Genomic DNA, 20,099 nt, shown 5'->3' on the forward strand with positions numbered 1-20,099 from the left:
AAAAACGCCAGAGAGCTCTGGCGTTTTCTTTGTTATGCTTGCGCCTGACGCTTCTTAGACGCTTCGTTTACTTGTTCGTCTGCATGATAAGAAGAACGGACAAGCGGTCCAGCTTCACAGTGGCTAAAGCCTTTTGACATGGCAATTTCCTTCAGCTCTGCAAACTCATCTGGATGGTAGTATTTTTGCACTTTCAAATGCTTTTTCGACGGTTGTAAATACTGACCAATTGCCATGATGTCAACGTTATTGGCAAGAAGATCATCCATAACTTCAATGATTTCTTCCTTCGTTTCACCAAGTCCAATCATAATGCTTGATTTCGTTGGAATGTCAGGCTGCATTTCTTTTGCACGACGCAAGAATTCCAATGAACGATCGTATGTAGCCCGTGCACGAACTCTTGGTGTTAACCTGCGTACTGTTTCAATATTGTGATTTAAAATATCAGGGCGTGTATCCATTAACGTTTTCAAATTATCATAATTGCCACCCATGTCTGAAGGGAGAACTTCAATTGTTGTGAATGGACTTTTTCTTCTAATAGCACGAACAGTTTCAGCAAATACACCTGCTCCGCCATCTTTTTGGTCATCCCTTGCAACCGCTGTTATAACAGCGTGCTTTAAATTCATCAAAGCCACTGAATCTGCCACGCGTTCTGGCTCTTGCAAGTCTAATTCAGTAGGAAGTCCGGTTTTCACCGCACAGAAACGGCATGCGCGCGTACAAACAGATCCGAGGATCATAAATGTAGCAGTTCTTCTCACTGCCCAGCATTCGTGAATATTCGGACATTTCGCTTCCTCACAAACGGTATGCAGGTTGTTTTCCCGCATCATTTTTTTCAAACCGGTATAGTTTTCATTCGTATTCAGCTTAATTTTAAGCCAGTCCGGTTTTCTTACGTGCTCTTCCTTCTTTGCCAATTCCATCATCTCCATATGAATTCGTTAAAGGTGCATATACAATCATCTTCCTGCTATATACGATGGATGCAGCTATTGCCGCAAAAAATTGAATCTTCGGCCTAAGGCCTTTTCTTTAGACACTTTAACATAGTACAGATTGAACAACAAGGGAATGAGCTGCAAAAATACCCAAAAGACTCCTAAAATAACAGAAGAAAATTACTAACATTTTCTTCTTATGAAATAACGTGATCAAACCACACTAAACGGTAGAAGAGATGTTCGAAGAAAGGAGATGGACGTTTGTGAAAGTGGTTTTAGCGATCATCATCGCTCTTTCAATGATTCCCGCACCAGTCCATGCACAAGGGACAAACAAACAGCCCGATGAATTAAAACAGCGAATGGCACTGTATGAAAAGATCGCCATCACCACACAGGTTCCGTGGTATGTACTTGCTGCGGTTGATCAGTATGAACACAATATACGCAAAAGCAGAAGAGATTTACCAAAACAAACAGGTGTGATTGGCATCTACATTCCCCGGGAAATGTGGATAGGACCAGAAAATCCTAATAAGCAGGATACCTCTCCATTAAGCATTAAAGTGTTTGACGGTATTGGGCTTGATGGAAATGGGGATGGAAAAGCGGAAATCGATAACGATGAAGATGTCCTGTTCACGTTTGCTCAATACTTGCTTCATTACGGCAGCAGCATCGACCAATTAAAAATCGCGCTGTGGGATTATTACGGACGTGATCTAACCGTTGGAATCATTTCATCTTTTATGAAGCTCTATCAGCATTACGGCCATCTTGACCTTGGAAAGCATGCGTTTCCTCTTCCGGTTGGAGCTGACTACAGCTACAGGAGTACATGGGGTGATGCGAGAGGCTTTGGAGGCAGAAGAATTCATGAGGGCACTGATCTTTTTGCTCATTACGGTCTTCCTGTTCGTGCGACATCGTACGGCGTGATTGAAATGAAAGGCTGGAATCGCTTTGGCGGCTGGCGGATCGGCATTCGAGATATTCATAATCATTATCATTATTTTGCCCACTTAAATGGCTTTGCAAAAGGACTCAAAGCTGGGCAGATTGTAGAACCTGGTCAAGTCATCGGATCAGTCGGAAGCTCCGGTTACGGTCCACCTGGCACAGCAGGAAAATTCCCGCCACACCTCCATTACGGCATGTATAAAGACAATGGACGAACTGAATGGTCGTTTGATCCTTATCCTCATTTAAGGGCATGGGAAAGAGCCGAGCGGAAACGTCATTAAATAAAAGGAGAAGTTTAGCGATACCGCTTGCTTCTCCTTTTGATATGTATCAACATTTCCCAGGTCATCATTTGTCTACTATTACTGCTTATGCTTCTCTTTCAATCCTAAAACTAAAAAAAGAATACCCATAATGAAAAAAAGGAGATACACAACTGTTACTTCAAGTGGAATCATGTCAAACATCCCTCTAAATAAGTCGACACTCAAACTGTCACTCCCAGCTAATAATATCGATGCTGACATATATTTAGCACTAAATACAATGGCAAATACTAAAAAACAAAATCCGCTTACATGAATTTTCTTCATATCAATCAAATCCTCCTCTCACTTTCATAACTGACGATCGTGAAAAATCAGCCTTCAGGATAGCTACACTATTCAAAAAGGAAAACAATGAACATTTATCATGGCACGCGATTCGTATGGAATCAAGTGGTTAATTAGGATAAGATGAACAGATCACATAAATAAGTCTAAGCATCGCAGCCAATGAAAGATTACTTCACAAAGAGTAGTTAGGGGGTTGTTTTTTGAAAAGAGGAATGACCTTTACCATTCCAAATGAATACGGAGTCTTCCTTGGAGAAGTGCTAAAACCGATCGACATCACCAAATTCAGCTGGCGAATCGATACCGAAGACTCGAATATACTAGTTGATGGCGAAAAAGATGAAGAACTTTTTCCTGAAGGTAAAACAGAAATGGACGGTATAGAACTCAAACACCTCATTGAAAACAAGACGTATTATATGATTTTCGCCGATTTACAAGCATATCCAAAAGGGACATTGTCTCATATTAAGACCTATGAAGAATTTATTGAAAGCCAATGCGAGCTTGTTCTTTTAGTGGCCGATTGCTCCTATGTTACGATCTATTGCAAAAATAAGGGAACACTCGAATGGCTATACAAGAATGCAGTTGAATGTGGATTTGAAGACGTGACCTATATCACCGATGAAAATGATGCAAGGACAAGACTGTCTGTTTCGTAACAACAAAACGTTCATCACAAAAACACTATATGCAATCACAGCGTATGAAAAAAACAGCCCAATTCGTCCATTGGGCTGTTATTCTTTCTTCTCCTTTTTTTCTGGCAGAACAATCGATGGAGCGCCTGAATTTGTTCCGCTGCCATTATAATAATCTGGGACGTCTCCTTGAACGGCTTGGATGGAGACAGGCACGGAATTTTTGACGACGATGGTTTCTGAGGCGAATGGGATGATGACTCTCACCTTCACCTCAATGAGCACACTAATATCAATCAAGGCATTGTTAATGCCATATGGCTTGATGTTTTTTTCAACGTCTGTATGCGGGTCACCAATGACACTGAATCGTACAGGCACTTTTGGTCCTAGGTTGGCGATAAGTGCATTTCCGGACGCTTGCCCAAGCGGAATGTTATATATAATGCCGTCATGTCCATCTGTTTGATCTTTTAATGCTTCTTTTGCCTCTTTTTGAAAATTCCCCTTTTCAATGTCCTCTAGATTTTTTTGAAGGTGACGTGACAGGTCAGCCATTGCTTTCGATGTTGCTTGCGCATTGAAGTCGATGGTTGTTACTTTGCCGTTCTCACTTGTATTCATCACAACCATATCCTTCATATTCTCCTGATCATCTGCAAAATCCTGAACAGAATATTGGATGAGATGATTGGCAATTCGTTCTGTTTCTAGTTCAGCAATGTGAATCAACGTTGGTTTAATGGAACGATTGATGAAGAATAGGCTAATGACAGTTGAGAGCACAAAAAATAATACGGCAAGCAGCATGACGTAACGAAATGGCAGAGGGCCCTTTTTATAGGGGCGATAACGGCGGTTCAATCTCAATAAAAAATCCCCCCTTCTCCATTACAAGTGTATGCAGACAGGCGGGGGGATAGGAATCATCTGTACATTTTATTTCACCATTTTTAATAATGCATCTCTTCCAATTGTGCCAGCATGAATGCCGAGTGACTCAGCGGCATATGTCACAGATTCTAAAGGTGCATCCAGCAATTGCTCGATGGTTCTTACACCGACTGCTCTTCCTGCGATGATTCCTCTATCTGCAAGCTTTTCATTTAGGAGCCCGACATCAAGTGCACCACACATAATATAACCATGCTCATTTGTCACTGCCATGAAATTGGTCTTTGGCAGTTTGACGGTGACGGCTGTAAAGGAATGGCCATCAATTGTAATAGGTGTTAAATTCACCATATCCCTTCACTCCCTTCAACACAATCTATGTGAAGGGAGGGCAAGTGTTGTTAGGCTGGAGCGGATTTCACTTTGCGTCCTTCAATCGCCAGCTCAGGACATCACGTAAAAATTCCGGCATGAAATATTCGATGTGTTCATGGTCACGTATATGAGGAAAAAGAGAACCAAGTGTATACATATCCACTGTGCCAACCGTATAGGAATCATCTTCTTTGACGAGTCGATCGTTTACATAGACCTCTTTTACTCGTTTGGTTTCGCCCTCTTCTAATGAATAAGTCAAACCGCTGTATAGCATTTTTCCCATTAATTCTCCTCTGAATCCAAAGCCTTTGATGCGCAGTTGTTCCATTTTTTCTTCACAGCCACGAGAAACTGTTTCGATCAATTGCTTCCCAGTAAGCGTCACCCGGATTGGATTAATGGGGTGCGGGCATATCCGGTGAATGTCTTCTCTAGTGACGATGCCAGCCTCTAATGAATCAAGCACCATCCCTGCATTCATCATGCCGATATCTGCCTCGCACCATTCTTTAATGGCATCTGTTAAAAGTTGCGGAAGCTGGGAGTCATCAAACCACTTTGTTTCGAGCTTTGATTTAATGGATGTCACTTTTTCCTGCATGAGTGACTTCGCTCGTCTTTCTGCTTTCTGTAAAGTCATGATCGCTTCATCGGATTCGCTGATCAGCTGGTCCACTGATTGCACCGTCGCTTTTTTCTCGATGAGCTCGCTACTCGCTGTGTCAATGGTCAGCTCGACACAGCCAATATAATGCCCATACTTTTCAGCACATGCAAGAAGAACGCCATTATCCATTTCGCCCTGTTCTAAAAGATGATGCGTATGTGAGCCTAAGATGATGTCGATTTCCGGGAAGTCATGGGCTACCTCTCGATCATGGATGATGCCTAGATGGGAAAGAAGAACAATGACATCGGCTTGTCCTTTCACTTCTTGCAGCATCTCCCGTATGCTCTCAAATGGGTCTGTAATGTCCCAGCCCAGCTTTTCATAGACAGGTGTATACGCAATGGTCACCCCTAAGACGGCGATCTTCAGTCCATTGTTCAACGTGATCACTTCATAAGGCTTTGCCCACGATGGTCTTTTGCCTTTTTCAAATAAATTAGATAAAATCACCGGGAATTGCGCGTCTTTGTACAATTGGTCGAGCCGCTCATGAGGCAACGTAATGCCTTCATTATTACCAATTGTGACGCCATCATAGCCAAGCTGATTGAGGAGTTTGACATTCACTTTTCCATAATCCGCTTCTGATACAAGGTTTACTCGATCCATATGATCGCCAATATCAAATAAGAGCATCTGATCGTGAACTTGACGCTTTTCTTCAATATAAGCTGCGATTTTTGGCCAATTTTCAAAGTGGCTGTGCAAGTCGTTTGTATGATATAACCATAGCTTCTGCAGCATGTTGATCTCTCCCTCAAGTTGTCACTGAACCGTCTCGTTCAAGTTGAAAGCCGCAGCTCTCGTTTAACTAAATAAATCTAACTGCTTCGGGGATAAGCTTGAATACGTCAAATCCAGCAAATCAATCATTTGCTGGCCATTCGCTGCCGCATCTCCGCCTGAGTTATTATTAAATACGACATATACATCTTTCGATTGTTGATGCAGGATGTCGAGGTTCTTTTTCCATTCCTTTAGTTCAGCTTCATTATATAAATATAAGTAACGAACTTCACGCCAGTTCTCATGATCTGCCGGGTGAAGCCAGCCTTGTTTATTTCTTCCGTGGAAACGGACCAATGTTTTGTCACGGTGTGTGGCTTTTATGACTGGCGGTATAGACCCTTCTCCGACTTGCGGTTCATCACAGACGGAATGAATCCACCCTTCTTTCTCCATAAAGGATAAGGTTTGTTCATAAAACTCGTCTGAAAACCAAGTTCGGTTTCGGAATTCGAGTGCACAAGGAATGTCCCCCATCTTCTCCTTACACCATCTTAAATAGTGGACGTGCTCCTTTTTGCAATCAAACCATGGTGGAAATTGAAACAGAACCATCGCCAGTTTCCCTGCTCGAATGAGAGGAGTCAGTGAAAGAATAAAGGCGTCAAACATTTCTTCCTTTGAAGCAAACGGGATCTCGCCTCTTTGATGCCCGGTCATTCCTTGATATGCTTTCACAACAAATTGAAAGGCGTCTGGCGTATCTTTTATCCATTTTTCATGGTTCCGCTCAGGCTGAACAGCATAAAAGCTTGCATCCAGTTCCACAATGGGAAACGTTGATGCGTAGTGAAACAGCTTTTGAGAGCTGCCGATTCTCGGCGGGTACAGACTGTCATGATCGCCCCAGCCAGTTAATCCGATATAAATCATCTATCTCACCTCTTGCCACTTGCTTGTCTAAACGGATTTTCCCATTGAAAGTCTTTGTTTCTTGGGATACCCATCTTTCTGAAAGAAATTCTTCTGTCTACAACATATCATATTTACCCATTTTTCTGAATGAAGATGACTGATGTGATGTTGCCCTGCCATCTTTTTTGTGATATTACATCACAACTTTCTATCTAAATTGAATGGAGCTGATAACATAAAATTGATATCAGAGACTTTGACAGCGATTGTCCATTTTTTTATTCATCTTCACCAAAGGCTTCAGCTCTAAAAAAAAGGAGAATGAGTGGATATGAACATTGTCGATCATCATGTTGAAGCATTGCAAAAAGTGGCCCAAAGAATTCATCAGCCTGTCTATTTGATCAATCAGTATGGACGTATTCTTTTCACCTCATCCCAAGGTATGACAAACCCAGATTGGATACAAATGCTCCGCTCGTTTCACAGTACGCAGCAGGATTATTTTTCTATGGTTCATTCAAAAGAAAGCGTTTCTGTTTTTCCTATCTATATAAACGAACAAGCTTATGATTATTTAGTCGTTCCCGCCTTCATTCATCCTCAAGACGACATGGGGCTGCATTTGATAATTGAACAAGCTGCACATGCCATGTCCATTTCACGCATCAAACAACATGCCATCAAGCAATCGACAGAGCGAGCCAAAAATGAATGGTTTCGCAAATGGATGGAGGGCACGATTTTCCCAGAGCAAGATGTCACCCGCCTGGCACGCATGTTTGGATTAAACACAACGATTCCCTATCTATGTATCGTCTGTCAACTTGATCAGAGCAGTCATTTCACTTGTTTCCTTAAGCAGCAAACCCTTGTAGATGATGTGTTTGATTTACTTGAAAGCACCCTTTCGCACTGTCCATATCCCGCCTTTCTTTTTGTCAAAGGAGATATCGGCATCTTCCTTATAGAAGAGACTGGCGGGTGGCAGGCAATGAACAAATCGATCTGCTCTTTTTTAAAACAAATGCAGATCCTTATTAAACAGCATGTGAATGCCACCATTTCCTTTGGTGTGAGCTTAAGCGGTTATCTCATCACCGATCTGCCAAAAGGATTCAGTGAAGCTTCCCATGCTCTGCAATCAGGCCAGCTCTCATTACGAGCTGAATATATTCAGTTCTATCAAGCAAAAGATGTGTCAGATTTACTGAAGCTCATCCCAGCAAAAGATTTAACAACATTCTATGAGCAGTACCTCCACCCATTATATGAACAATCACAAGTCGATCCAAACCTTCTCCACACCTTATCTGTTTATGTCGAAACACATTGCCATATTTCAGAAACAGGCAAACGTTTATCTGTTCATCGCAACACCGTGATATATCGACTGGAGAAATGTGAAGAACTGCTCCAGATCAGCCTAAAAGATCCTGATGCAACATTGCGCTTGCGATTAGCTTTGCGGATTCAAAAGCACCTTTCATCCGATTCCAATTGAATCTTTTTTTCTTACGCCTCATATATTTTGGAGGAGAAATGTGAATGACAAGGAGTGGTGTCAAATGGATGAGGAGATTCGTCACATCCCGCAACCGATTCGAGACGATGGAGCCGGCGCAACCGATTTAGGCCCGCGAGACGTTCTGCGCGATATGGAGAATCCAGATATGTTCGTTCCCCCTAAAACGGATGCGGGGACGATTCCTAATTTAAAATTTTCATATTCTGATACACATATGCACTTGAATCATGGCGGCTGGTCGAGGGAAATTACTGAGCGAGAGCTGCCTGTTTCAACAACGATTGCTGGTGTGAACATGCGGCTTATGCGCGGAGGTGTTCGTGAGCTTCATTGGCATAAGCAGGCGGAATGGGCATATATGATTTTAGGCAAAGCCCGGATCACATCTGTAGATGCAGAAGGACGGAATATGATCGCTGATGTAGAAGAAGGAGACTTGTGGTATTTCCCGCCCGGTATTCCGCACTCCATTCAAGGTCTTGAGGATGGCTGTGAGTTTCTCCTTGTGTTTGATGATGGTGCTTTTTCTGAATTTGATACGTTCACGATCACAGACTGGTTTGCTCATACACCAAAAGACATTCTTTCTGCTAATTTCGGCGTGCCAATCAAGCTGTTTGACCGCATTCCACATAAACAGCGCTATATGTTTCAAGGCTCTTCACCGGCATCCATTGAAAGCCAAACAGTCTCTGATCCATACGGCGGCATCAAACCGCCATTTACCCACCAGCTCCTTCGTCAAAAACCAATCGTGACCTCTGGTGGAACCGTACGAATCGTCGACTCACGCAATTTTCCAGTATCTAAAACCATTGCTGCTGCACTTGTGGAGGTAAAACCTGGCGGGATGAGAGAAATGCACTGGCACCCGAATAATGATGAGTGGCAATACTATTTAACCGGCACAGCCAAAATGACGGTTTTTGGAGCAGGCGGGACAGCTCGCACCTTTAATTACAGAGCAGGTGATGTTGGTTATGTTCCTTTCGGGATGGGGCATTACATACAAAATATCGGGCAAACGAGCCTTTGGTTTCTAGAAATGTTTAAAAGCGATCGATTTGCTGATATTTCATTGAACCAATGGATGGCCTTAACCCCTCCTCAATTAGTGAAGGAGCATTTGCATGTAGACGATGCATTGATTCATGCGTTGCATAAAGAAAAATCACCAGTCGTGAAGTATGATCGATGACGAAAAAAACCGATCCATTTGTGCTGATCGGTTTTTTCTATGCTGTCTTTACGATACGGCATGGGAATGTTGCTGCGCTTTTTTCGCCCATAAAATAGAAGCAATGAAACTCATACAAAGCACCAGCGTTCCAAACATAAAAGGCAGCTCAATATTCACATCAAATAAAATACCCGCAAGACTTGGCCCGACGATATTCGCAAGGCTCATAAAGGAGGTATTGAGGCCGCCTGCTACCCCCTGCTGATTCCCTGCCATTTTAGAAAGTAATGTATTAAGAGCTGGACGAACAAACGAGGTGGCTGATAAAAATAAAATGGAGCCCGTAAAAATGAGCCAAAAGGAAGGAGCAAAGCGGCAGGCGATCAGCATAAACGCCGCAGCTAAAAGGGCATAACGGACGACACGCATTTCGCCAAATCGTTTCACAAAGGTATTTACTAAAGCACCTTGAACGATGACACCCGCAAGTCCAGCTACCGTAATGACAAATGCAATATCCTTCGGTGTAAAGCCATGTTTTTGGTCCACATATAAGCCAAAGATCGATTCAAAATGAATGATTCCGAAATTCAAAACAAAGGCCAAGATAAACAAAAAACCGTATGGTGTTTTTAAAGCCTGAATCATCTGCGTAAAAGGATTGAAATGAAGCTCTTTATTCAATCGTGCTTCTTCCTGCTTTTCCTTTGTTAAAGTTTCAGGTAAGAACAAGAAAGACAACAGCGTCGACAGGGCTGCAAAGGAACCAGCGATGAGGAAAGGAAAAGCAATCCCAAACTCAACCAAATAACCCCCAACACCCGGTCCAATGACAAAGCCTAACGTCATTGCTGCACTAAATAGCCCCATTCCTTTCCCTCGATCCTTTTCACTTGTGATATCAGCAATGTAGGCAAACATGGCGGGCATCAGCAGCGCACCAGCAGCTCCGCCTAAAAACCGAGACACAAACAGCATCCAAAGCTGATCGGCAAATGCAAAAATAAATTGAGCTACCGTAAAGCCGGCAATCCCGGCAATAATCAATTTTCTGCGTCCAAATCGATCAGTCAGCGCTCCGGCGACGGGTGATAAAGCAAATTGTGTGAGGCCAGTTGCAGCAACGAGGAAACCAAGTGTTTTCCCAGTTGCGCCAAAGGCTTCAATATAACTTGGCATGACAGGAACGATCAGACCAAATCCAAGCATGGCAATAAAAATATTGAGCATCAAAATGTACAATCTGCCCATTTTTTTCATATTAAAACCTCTTTCTTCAAAATAAATGAAAATGATGACAAAAATGATAAGAACTTCTTCAGTATAGCGATATCGCTCTCTATAAGTCTAGTTTTTCAAAAAACAGCGTTTTTTCCCAAATAAAAAATACCCGCTGGTGGCGAGTATTTTGAGTATCCCTTTTTTATTCAGCTTGTTCATAGATGGAAAGAGCCGCCTGTAACCCGGCGCCACAATTGATGGCTGCTCCGTACTTCATCAAGATGGCTTCAAGGCCTGCTAAAACAAATAGAATATTTTCCTTTCGGCAGCTATAGCCCATTGAGCCAATTCTCCATATCCGTCCTGCAAGCGGCCCAAATGAACTCGCAATTTCAATTCCAAAATGATGAAGAAGATCAGCCCGGACCGCTTCTCCGTCGATATCACTTGGAATGACGATACACGTCACGACCGGCATTTTGCAGTCTGGATCACCAAATAATTCAAGCCCCATCGCTTCAAGTCCTGCCATTAAAGCCTTTTCATGAAACAAGTGGCGCTGAAAACGTTCCTCCAGACCTTCCTCTAGCACAAGTCGAACCCCTTCTCTCAGTGCATAAAGCATCGTTGTCGCTTCTGTATGATGATTTAACCGCCTCGGGCTCCAATAATCTTGCAGCTGGCTTAGATCAAAGTAATTGCTTTTGATTGGAGAAATGTCTACCTGTTTTTGCAGTTCGTCCTGTGTTGCAATCCCTTTTTCGACTTTCTTTCTCAATTGTACGACGTCTGCCACCCGGTCATTATATGTGATCGGTGACATCCCTGATGGAACAGACAAGCATTTCTGTGAGCCCCCAATTGCCGCATCGATTTTCCATTCGTCTACCTTGACCTCGACTCCACCAATTGTCGCCACAGCGTCTACAATAAAAAGCGCATCAAGCGCTCGGCATGCTTCACCAATTTTCTCAAGCGGCTGTAATCTTCCGGTAGATGTTTCACCATGAACCATCGCAACAATTTTCGGCTTGACTTGATGCATCTCTGCGATGATGTCGTCTTGCTTAAAAACCGTTCCCCATTCACATTCCATTGTATGTACCTCAGCACCATAGCGCTGTCCAATTTCAATCAGCAAATGACCGAAGCGTCCAAAGACCGGAACGAGCATCACATCTCCGGGCTCGATCACACTGGCAAGCACAGCTTCAAGTCCTGAGCGGGACGTCCCATCAATTGGATAAGCCCATTCATTTTCTGTTTGAAAAAGTGATCGTAATAAGGTCATCGTTTCATTCATGATCTCTGTAAATGCAGGATCAAATTGACCAAGAATTGGTGTACTCATCACCCGAAGGACTCTCGGATCTACTTCGACAGGTCCTGGTGTCATAATGGTTCTAATAGGTGTGTGTAGTTCTTTCACGTTATCCATCCTCTCCCTTGCTGTGTCCATCCTTATATGCCCACTTATACAGCAATGCTGATAAAATAGCAATCTCTTTTCTTACGAATTGATTACATAAAATTTACGATAAATCCATTTATTTCTTTATGGCAATATGATAGAACTAAAGAGTATACATTCCCTATGAAGGAGGAAATAGAATGAAAAGATCTTTATTTGGAACTGTGGCCGCCGGAATCATGATTTTCGGTACATTTGCCGCTCCGTTGCCTCCCGCTGCAAATGCTCAAGGCTTTACTCTGAATGAACCGAGTCAAACCATCACCTTTTCCCCGTTACAGCTTCAAACCGAAACATCTGCTCAACAAGCGAAAACAACCGCTTCAAGTCAAATTGATTCCTATTACCAATCTGCTGCTGGCAAATCTGGGCCTGCTCTTAAGAAAGCATTACACGATATTATTGATGATCATACGCAGCTATCCTACAGCCAGGTTTGGGATGCATTAAAGAAAACGGATGAAGATCCAAAAAATCCAAGCAATGTGCTCTTGCTCTATAGCGGTATCTCCAGGTCAAAGCAAGCAAATGGAGGAAACGTGGGACAGTGGAACCGGGAGCATGTGTGGGCTAAATCTCACGGCAATTTTGGGACGAGCCAGGGACCTGGTACAGATCTCCATCACCTTCGGGCAACAGACGTACAAACGAATAGCACACGAGGAAATTTAGATTTTGATATAGGCGGAAATGAATACAAGGGAGCGCCGGGTAACTTCTACGACAGCGACTCATTTGAACCTCATAGCCGGGTGAAAGGAGATGTAGCAAGAATGCTCTTTTATATGGCCGTCCGATATGAAGGTGATGATCGTTTCCCAGATTTAGAATTGAACAACAAAGTGAATAATGGAAGCGCCCCTCTTCACGGCAAAATGTCTGTCCTATTGAAATGGCACAAGCAAGATCCAGTCGATCAAATCGAACGGAATCGTAACGAAATCATCTATCAAACGTACCAGCACAATCGCAATCCTTTCATTGATCACCCTGAATGGGTAAGCGATATTTGGGAATAAAAAAGAGAGGCACTGCTATGAGCAAGCAGTGCCTCTTTCCATTAATATCTCTAAAAAAGAGGATCATACAACATCAAACACACTTCTCATCTTATAAAGATTCTGATCATTATGTTATGTTTATTCCCCCAATTTACTAATAATAATTCTTTCTACATTGCGATCTAAACAGAAAAATTCTATTTTGATATCATGCTTTGAATCCTTATAGCCTAAAATTTCATATCCCTGATCGTCATTTCTACGATAATAATTTTCACCTAAATAATCATAGATATCTTTTTTAGTTGAATGAATATTTATTGTGTTGTTTATATTACTTTGATTATTTTCTAAAGAGATTGCCACTATTTCTTTTCTATTATTCACTTTAAAATAATTTGAATTTGAAGTTTTAATCCACTCGTTTTCACTATAGTTTCTCTTTATTAATCCCAACTTCAATTCTCCCACCTTTAATTCAGTAAGATTTGTACTTTTTACTTTAAGAAAAGAGATGTGGTTTTTAAGTGGTTGAATGAAGAACAAGCCAATGATGATGATGAAAATAAAGATGATATATATGATAATTTTTTTCATATCAGTTCCTTCCATAAATGATGATATAATGAAACAATATAACATAAATATCATATTTAAATTTACATATAAATATTTAAGAAAAATCTAATCTAATAAAAAAACACCTTGCATAAGGTGTTTTTTTACTTTAGCGGACAGACGAGACAATAATCAAGGCTCTCTGATTTTTTCTCAAGCTTATAATACATACAGCAAGTCTTTCGATTTGATGTGTCTAGCAAACTTTCATCTAAATTTAAGCTGTGCTGGAAAGGATTTTGCTTCGCTCCGAAAAGATCACCCGACGCCTTCTTCAGAAACAAATAATCCTCCCGTATGCGCTCTTTCATTTTAGGCTCTTCCGTTTCTCGCATCATGCTACGGTAAAGAGAATTGATACGTACCGCTACATTTTCCCATAAAATTGAATACGGAAGTCTTGAAGTACGTTTCAATACATCTAAAAGAGGTGTGACACACTGCGTAAATAGCGTGCGGACGACCTGCTCTCTCCACTCATGACGATCTCCTTCTAACTGAACAAAAGAACAGAGCGTTTCATCTAGCTCAATTTTACGATCTTCTCTAAAGACACACGCCTCTGGTGAAAACCGATAGACAGCATCATACATCGTCATCAAGTACAAAGTAGAACTAACAACTAAATAGGCATAGCGCTTTGAAAACATGGATGCCGCCACTGCTATATTCGGGGCATGCATCGCTTCCTTTTCAGCTTCTAATAAACGTCTGATAGATGCTTCTGAAAAAAGCGCAGCAAGTGTGCGATCAGATGTCATTGGTCCATTTGTGATGTGTACCCCGAAATCAAGTAATTCTCTCTCAACCCACTCTGGCCTCATATCAAAACCCCCATCTTTCGTTTAACGATTTCGCTGTTGATATAACAAATAAATAAAGAACGGTGCACCAATTGCCGCCGTAAAAACACCTGCCGGGACATCTAACGGGAGAAAAGCCGTTCTCGCAACTAAGTCGGCCAGCATCACGAGAATACTTCCAACAAGCGCAGATGCTGGAACAAGCGCAATAAAGGAACGACCGATGATCATCCGTGCCACATGCGGCGCCATCAGTCCAACAAATTCAATACCACCTGCGAATGCAACGGCAATACCGGCTAATGTCACACTCATCAGTAGAAAGAATAACCGCTTCGCCTGAACCTTGACTCCGAGACCTGTTGCAAGATCATCTCCAAGCTCCTTCACATTCATCGTTCTTGCCAGCACCATGACAATCGGTAAAATCATCAATACCCAAGGAAGCATTGCGATGACGTCCTTCATTGTAGAACCATATAAACTGCCCGTCAGCCAGATGTATGACTTGGTCGTGGTCATCGTATCGCTGAGCACAAGAGTAAACGTCACACACGCCTTCATAATGGCAGAAATCCCAATCCCCATCAAGACGAGCGTGATCGGCTTGACGCCTTTTTTCCATGAAAGCAAATAAATCAGGCATGATACCGCAAAAGCGCCTGCAATGGCCCACAACGACTGATAAGCAATAGGCACAGTGCCCATCCAAAAGACGATGAACATAATGGCGCCAAACGACGCACCGCTCGTAATTCCTATGATGTCAGGCGATGCAAGCGGATTTCGAATGAGACCTTGTAAAATAAGCCCCGATACCGCAAGTGCCGCTCCCACTAAAACCGCAAGCAGGGTCCTTGGAATCCTCAACGTATTTAATACAAACGTATTTCCCTCGCCTTGTCCGAAGATATGCAGCAGCACATCCGTAGGCGGAATAAACCGGCTGCCCATACAAAGGCTCAGAATAAATAAACCAAAGGCAATACCTGTCAATAATAGTAAAATTAAAAACGTCCGCTTTGAAAATTGAAATGAAATGCGCCCGCCCTTTGAACGCACTGTATATGTTTTAGCCACCTGTCTTCAACCCCTTGCGCACGAGATAAACAAATAGAGGCGCTCCAGCTACCGCCGTCATGACACCAATCGGTACTTCCTGCGGCATGATCAGAAAACGAGCGGCAAGATCTGCGACAAGTAAAAGCGACGCCCCTACAACGGCACAATACGGCAGTACCCAGCGGTGGTCAGGTCCAACAAGCTTTTTCACAATATGCGGCACAAGAAAACCAACAAATCCAATGGATCCTGCGACAGCGACGGAACCACCTGCTAAAAAGACAACAAGTACCCCCATCGTCATCTTCAAAAGAAGCGTACGCTGGCCAAGCCCTTTCGCAATATCATCACCCGATAAAAGGACATTGATCGAGCGGCCAAGAAGCAGCGCCACCACAGTCGCCCCTAGAATATAAGGCAGCACAGGCAGCAGCATATCTATACTTCTTCCTGACACTGAACCAGCCATCCAGAACAGGATGCTTTGAATGGACTGTTCATTGACGATTAAAAGTCCTTGAGTAAAGGACGCAAACAGAGCAGATATCGCAGCACCTGCGAGTACAATTTTGACCGGTGTCAGTCCGTCTCTTCCAATGGAGCCTAGAAGAAAGACGAGCATACCTGCAATGGCAGCGCCTAAAAAGGCCGTCCACATATAACCTGTTAACGACTCGGTAGAAAAGAAAACAATCGAAATCACAATAAAAAAGAGTCCACCTGCATTAATACCTAAAAGATCTGGTGCAGCCAGCGGATTCCTCGTCAATGCCTGCATGAGTGCACCTGAAATCGCTAGACTTGATCCAACAACCGTCGCAATTAAAGCTCTTGATAATCTGGATGTCATGACAATGACACTGTTTGGATCTGACTCATCAAACTGAAGAAACGCATGGATGGTGGCTTTGAGGGAAATTGAGGTTTGCCCAAGAGAAATACTGAGCATAAAAAAGACCAACATCAATACGATGAATCCAGCAAATAGCAGTGCCTTGCTCGAATCCTTTTTTAATAAACTTCTCATCTGATTCCCGCTTTCAATCTGTTATGGAAAAAGGAGAAAATGGTTTTTCACATTTTCTCCTCTGCTACACTTATTTATCAAGCCCTAGACGATCATAAATATCATCAAGCATCATGTTTGCAGCAGTGATACCGCCAGCCATGTTCCAAGTGATTTCATCAACTTTATGCACTTGTTTCGCTTTCACTGCATCAAGCTGCTTCCATAAAGGATGACTTGTCCACTCTTTATATGCTTTTTCAACTGCTTTATCCTGATCATCCATGAAGTAATAGATCACATCTGCATCCATTTGTGGAATGCTCTCTTTGTCTGTAAGTGTAATGATATCTTGCTTTTTATCTTTGACATTTTTAGGACCTTCAAAGCCTAGCTCTGTTAAAATTGAACCTGCAAACCCAGTTTGATAGATTCTTGCATGATCTGCACGGAAGTTCACCACAGACACACTCATTGGCCAGTTTTTAATGTCTTTCTTTGCTTTTTCTTTGAAGTCAGCGACGCGGTCATCCCACTTCGTCAGCAATTCTTTTGATTTGTCTTGCTTGTTTAACGCTTCACCCATTAAATTCACTGTGTCTTTAAAAGTGAACACTGTTTCTGTTGCAACAGTTGGCGCGATTTCTTTCAGCTGATCAAAAATTTGCTCGTGACGGATTTTTGATGCAATGATCAAATCTGGCTTCAGCTTTTCAATTTCTTCTAAGTTTGGTTGTGTTTCCTGCCCAACAATTTTGACACCCTTTAAATCATCTCTTAAATATTTATACGTAGGTGCTTCAAGCCAAGATTCTACAACACCCACTGGTTTAATGCCCATAGCGACGGCTGCATCTGTTGCTCCTTGATACAACGTCACCACACGTTTAGGCGATCCTTTAATTTCAGTTGAACCGATAGCGCTTTCAACGGTTCTTGTTTTCTCATTACTATCTGACTTGCCTTCACTGCTATTACTGCCACAAGCCGCAAGTAATACGATGGAGAGCACAACTAATAGCGACCAAAAAGATTTTTTGAACATGTACCTCACCTATCCATTCTATATGTAGTCATATCGTTTGATAACGATTCTCATTATCACACTATGATTTTATCATAGAAAAGGATGGTGTCAATGTAAATTTTTAAGAAAAAGGTAGAGTGTTGACTAGTTGTTCAGGTTAAATGGAACTTTTCCACATTTGGATGGTACGCCCAATCTTTTTTCCTGATTCTAGTAAAATGGACAAATGAGTATGGTTTTCTATCACTTGGTAAACAGATTGATTTTTCACCTGCTGATTTGGAAGCGCCAGATATGGATGAAATTTGTCTACGTCGTATAACTCATCCTCGCTTCCAACAAACATGCCATAAGGCTGGTCCAGCCTTGCAAATTGTTTTTGAGGTGCAGATGGCGTTAAGGCAAGAGACATATTGATGGTAATGCCTGTTAAAAGAAGTGGATCTTGTGCAATCACCCATGCTGGGTAGTGAAATCGTACAGCTTCTGAATGCCCCATCAGCCTTCCTTTTGTCATCGCAGATAGCACGAATTTCCAAACTTGAACTGTGGCAAAAGGGACTTGATTAGACTTCGCTGTGTCAGATTTGTAGCCAAATTCAGGAGCAATAAAAAAGTAACCGTCTACTTTTCTTTTTTCATCCCAAGATAGATATTGAAGCAGCAATCCAGCTCCAGAGGAATGACCACAAAGATAAAGTGCTCCTTCGTGCTGCTGTTTGATGACATCCACAACTTGCGAAATATCTTGCCACACGTCAGTGACTTTGGGTGTATCCCCCTTCTTTCCTTCAGAATATCCGTGGCCTCTCAAATCCAGCAAAAACACATTCACGTGAAAATCATGTTGCAATGTATAGGCGATATGCTCATAACCAGCCAAGCTGTGAGCGCCTCCGCCATGAATGATGATCACATTGGTCTGCGTGTTTGTTTCTGATAAAAACGGATAATAAGCAAGACGTATGCCGTCATGTGATTGAATGAACTGTCTTTCTGGAATAGCTACAGGAGCTACTTCCTGCATACTTGTAAATGAGAACGGTTCTGTTTCGTTCATAATTAACTTTTGATCCTCCAATTAGACACGAGAATGGCTAGAGCATTGCTGGCCATCCTCATGTTCGCATCCTATTTTGTCATATCCCTCAAAGGGAACGTCTTACTCTCAATAATAGCGACAATTTGTTTTAACGCTTGGTTCGCTTCGGGAATAGGAAAGACAGGAAAGACGTGATTCATTTTTGGGTATTCGAAATAGTTGATGGGAACACCCTGCTTGTCTGCCATCTCTTTGAATTTCCGGGCATCTGGGAGAAAGAATTCATGAGTGCCAATAAAAACAGAAATTCGTCCTAACGATTTGATTTCTCCATAGATCGGGCTGATCAAATGATGTGTTTCATCTGTATCACCTGCATAGGCTTTGCCCGATTCGATCAGTAAATCTAGGTTGAGCATTGGCTCTTTTGGAACCATTTTAGCGATATCAGGATGACTTAATGTCACATCAAGCCATGGTGATAATAGAATCATGTTTCCAGGCTGCGGGAGACCTTTTTTTGCTAAGTATTGAGCAAAGGCGAGCGATAAACCGCCGCCAGCAGAATCACCCATGATGACGATTTTTTCTGGTGTTCCTTTTTCTAAAAGAGCTTGGTAAACTGGGAGAACACTCTCGATTGCATCCATATACTGATGATTCGGTGCTTTTGGATAAACTGGCACATACACCGTACTATTTAATTGCTTCGTCAATCGATCCAAGAAACGCCAATGCCATACGAGCGGCTGCTCAATATAGCCTCCTCCATGTAAAAATAGCACCTGATGATCATCTGGCTGCACATCTGATTTCAACATGTACGTATCGACTGAAAACGTGCTGCTTTTGGTGATGTGATATTTCTTTTTCAACTTCTCAGGCAGCACATAAGGTAATTGATTCGCCATTCTTCGTTCTTCTAAATACCCCTCAACATTTAGTTTCTTCTTTGTAAGTACAAGTAACCATTCAACAAACAAACTTTGAATACTTCGCATACGATCGACCCCTATAGATAGAATGATGACAATCAATGTCTAGGAAAAGAATGGTTTCTCTTTTTCTAAAGCATAACATAAGAACTTGTGAATCCGTTAACTGCTTTGGACAGAATACTTTTTCTATACATCTATTCATTTATGAACACCTGTCTATTTATATTATATTTTCTAGATACATCATCATCAATTGTCAATCTTGCAATCATTGTTCATTAATCAACACATATTCAAAAACTGTTCATTTAAACACAAAAAAGACGAGTGTTGACCACTCGTCCCAGATTGTTGACAAAGGGCTAAAATGAACTTTATTTTAGCCCTTTGTCTTCTTTTCAGCGTGATAGAAAACCTTTGCAGCCCTAGGAAGGACGAGCAT

General features: G+C 42.1%; 20 protein-coding genes. 5 read left to right on the plus strand and 15 right to left on the minus strand.

From position 1 onward, the window contains the following. Window positions 1–32: 32 nt before the first annotated feature. Entirely contained in the window at window positions 33–929 is an 897-nt protein-coding gene (gene lipA, locus ACTJKA_RS11885) for a lipoyl synthase (RefSeq protein ID WP_008360456.1), read from the minus strand. Between the two features lie 323 nt (window positions 930–1,252). Here lipA and ACTJKA_RS11890 point away from each other — a divergent pair, with 323 nt between their 5' ends. Beyond that, window positions 1,253–2,197 (plus strand): M23 family metallopeptidase, encoded by a 945-nt coding sequence (locus tag ACTJKA_RS11890; protein ID WP_440607783.1) that lies wholly within the window; start codon window positions 1,253–1,255, stop codon window positions 2,195–2,197. An 81-nt stretch (window positions 2,198–2,278) separates the two neighbouring features. On the opposite strand, the gene ACTJKA_RS11895 is transcribed toward ACTJKA_RS11890, so the two are convergent. Beyond that, window positions 2,279–2,509, minus strand: a complete 231-nt coding sequence (locus ACTJKA_RS11895; protein ID WP_008346846.1) for a hypothetical protein — start codon at window positions 2,507–2,509, stop codon at window positions 2,279–2,281. A gap of 224 nt (window positions 2,510–2,733) precedes the next feature. On the opposite strand from ACTJKA_RS11895, the gene ACTJKA_RS11900 reads away from it, so the two are divergent. After that, window positions 2,734–3,198 (plus strand): DUF2691 family protein, encoded by a 465-nt coding sequence (locus tag ACTJKA_RS11900; RefSeq protein ID WP_008346848.1) that lies wholly within the window; start codon window positions 2,734–2,736, stop codon window positions 3,196–3,198. Between the two features lie 78 nt (window positions 3,199–3,276). Here ACTJKA_RS11900 and yunB read toward each other — a convergent pair whose 3' ends face one another. From yunB to ACTJKA_RS11920, 4 genes are all read right to left on the minus strand, one after another. Next, window positions 3,277–4,047 carry a sporulation protein YunB gene (yunB, locus tag ACTJKA_RS11905; protein ID WP_017367991.1) on the minus strand — a complete coding sequence of 257 codons (771 nt, stop codon included), beginning with the start codon at window positions 4,045–4,047 and terminating at the stop codon, window positions 3,277–3,279. A gap of 69 nt (window positions 4,048–4,116) precedes the next feature. Then, window positions 4,117–4,422 (minus strand): YunC family protein, encoded by a 306-nt coding sequence (locus ACTJKA_RS11910; protein ID WP_007500404.1) that lies wholly within the window; start codon window positions 4,420–4,422, stop codon window positions 4,117–4,119. A 67-nt stretch (window positions 4,423–4,489) separates the two neighbouring features. Next, window positions 4,490–5,863 (minus strand): bifunctional metallophosphatase/5'-nucleotidase, encoded by a 1,374-nt coding sequence (locus ACTJKA_RS11915; RefSeq protein ID WP_440607772.1) that lies wholly within the window; start codon window positions 5,861–5,863, stop codon window positions 4,490–4,492. Window positions 5,864–5,926: 63 nt separating this feature from the next. Then, window positions 5,927–6,778, minus strand: a complete 852-nt coding sequence (locus ACTJKA_RS11920; RefSeq protein WP_008346854.1) for a DUF72 domain-containing protein — start codon at window positions 6,776–6,778, stop codon at window positions 5,927–5,929. Between the two features lie 313 nt (window positions 6,779–7,091). Here ACTJKA_RS11920 and ACTJKA_RS11925 point away from each other — a divergent pair, with 313 nt between their 5' ends. Both ACTJKA_RS11925 and ACTJKA_RS11930 read left to right on the plus strand, forming a co-directional pair. Then, window positions 7,092–8,264, plus strand: coding sequence for a PucR family transcriptional regulator (locus ACTJKA_RS11925; RefSeq protein ID WP_440607773.1), 1,173 nt, complete (start codon window positions 7,092–7,094; stop codon window positions 8,262–8,264). Between the two features lie 64 nt (window positions 8,265–8,328). Further along, a complete protein-coding gene (locus ACTJKA_RS11930) occupies window positions 8,329–9,486 on the plus strand; it encodes an oxalate decarboxylase family bicupin (protein WP_440607774.1) in 1,158 nt (385 codons plus the stop codon). A gap of 48 nt (window positions 9,487–9,534) precedes the next feature. Here ACTJKA_RS11930 and ACTJKA_RS11935 read toward each other — a convergent pair whose 3' ends face one another. Next, window positions 9,535–10,728 (minus strand): MFS transporter, encoded by a 1,194-nt coding sequence (locus ACTJKA_RS11935; RefSeq protein ID WP_019743815.1) that lies wholly within the window; start codon window positions 10,726–10,728, stop codon window positions 9,535–9,537. A 163-nt stretch (window positions 10,729–10,891) separates the two neighbouring features. Continuing rightward, window positions 10,892–12,127, minus strand: a complete 1,236-nt coding sequence (locus ACTJKA_RS11940) for a pyridoxal-phosphate-dependent aminotransferase family protein (protein ID WP_440607775.1) — start codon at window positions 12,125–12,127, stop codon at window positions 10,892–10,894. 173 nt (window positions 12,128–12,300) lie between these two features. On the opposite strand from ACTJKA_RS11940, the gene ACTJKA_RS11945 reads away from it, so the two are divergent. Beyond that, a complete protein-coding gene (locus ACTJKA_RS11945) occupies window positions 12,301–13,179 on the plus strand; it encodes an endonuclease I family protein (protein ID WP_046526533.1) in 879 nt (292 codons plus the stop codon). A 120-nt stretch (window positions 13,180–13,299) separates the two neighbouring features. Here the strand turns inward: ACTJKA_RS11945 and ACTJKA_RS11950 are convergent, their stop codons facing one another. From ACTJKA_RS11950 to ACTJKA_RS11980, 7 genes are all read right to left on the minus strand, one after another. Then, window positions 13,300–13,758, minus strand: a complete 459-nt coding sequence (locus tag ACTJKA_RS11950; RefSeq protein WP_025207927.1) for a hypothetical protein — start codon at window positions 13,756–13,758, stop codon at window positions 13,300–13,302. A 125-nt stretch (window positions 13,759–13,883) separates the two neighbouring features. Next, window positions 13,884–14,603, minus strand: a complete 720-nt coding sequence (locus ACTJKA_RS11955) for an IucA/IucC family C-terminal-domain containing protein (RefSeq protein ID WP_136944527.1) — start codon at window positions 14,601–14,603, stop codon at window positions 13,884–13,886. A gap of 21 nt (window positions 14,604–14,624) precedes the next feature. Next, window positions 14,625–15,662, minus strand: a complete 1,038-nt coding sequence (locus ACTJKA_RS11960; protein WP_035389316.1) for a FecCD family ABC transporter permease — start codon at window positions 15,660–15,662, stop codon at window positions 14,625–14,627. Further along, a complete protein-coding gene (locus ACTJKA_RS11965) occupies window positions 15,655–16,671 on the minus strand; it encodes a FecCD family ABC transporter permease (RefSeq protein ID WP_007500383.1) in 1,017 nt (338 codons plus the stop codon). Before ACTJKA_RS11965 ends, ACTJKA_RS11960 begins: the two co-directional genes overlap by 8 nt. Before the next feature lie 70 nt (window positions 16,672–16,741). Beyond that, window positions 16,742–17,695 carry an ABC transporter substrate-binding protein gene (locus tag ACTJKA_RS11970; protein ID WP_007500381.1) on the minus strand — a complete coding sequence of 318 codons (954 nt, stop codon included), beginning with the start codon at window positions 17,693–17,695 and terminating at the stop codon, window positions 16,742–16,744. 139 nt (window positions 17,696–17,834) lie between these two features. Then, on the minus strand, window positions 17,835–18,737 hold the full coding sequence (locus tag ACTJKA_RS11975) for an alpha/beta hydrolase (protein ID WP_045034560.1): 903 nt from the start codon (window positions 18,735–18,737) through the stop codon (window positions 17,835–17,837). A gap of 71 nt (window positions 18,738–18,808) precedes the next feature. Continuing rightward, the gene (locus ACTJKA_RS11980) at window positions 18,809–19,720 is read right to left on the minus strand and encodes an alpha/beta hydrolase (protein ID WP_440607776.1); all 912 of its coding nucleotides are present in this window, start codon (window positions 19,718–19,720) and stop codon (window positions 18,809–18,811) included. Window positions 19,721–20,099: the final 379 nt, after the last annotated feature.

Origin of the sequence: Bacillus sp. 22190, assembly GCF_052045575.1 — a bacterium.
Taxonomy (GTDB): domain Bacteria; phylum Bacillota; class Bacilli; order Bacillales; family Bacillaceae; genus Bacillus; species Bacillus altitudinis.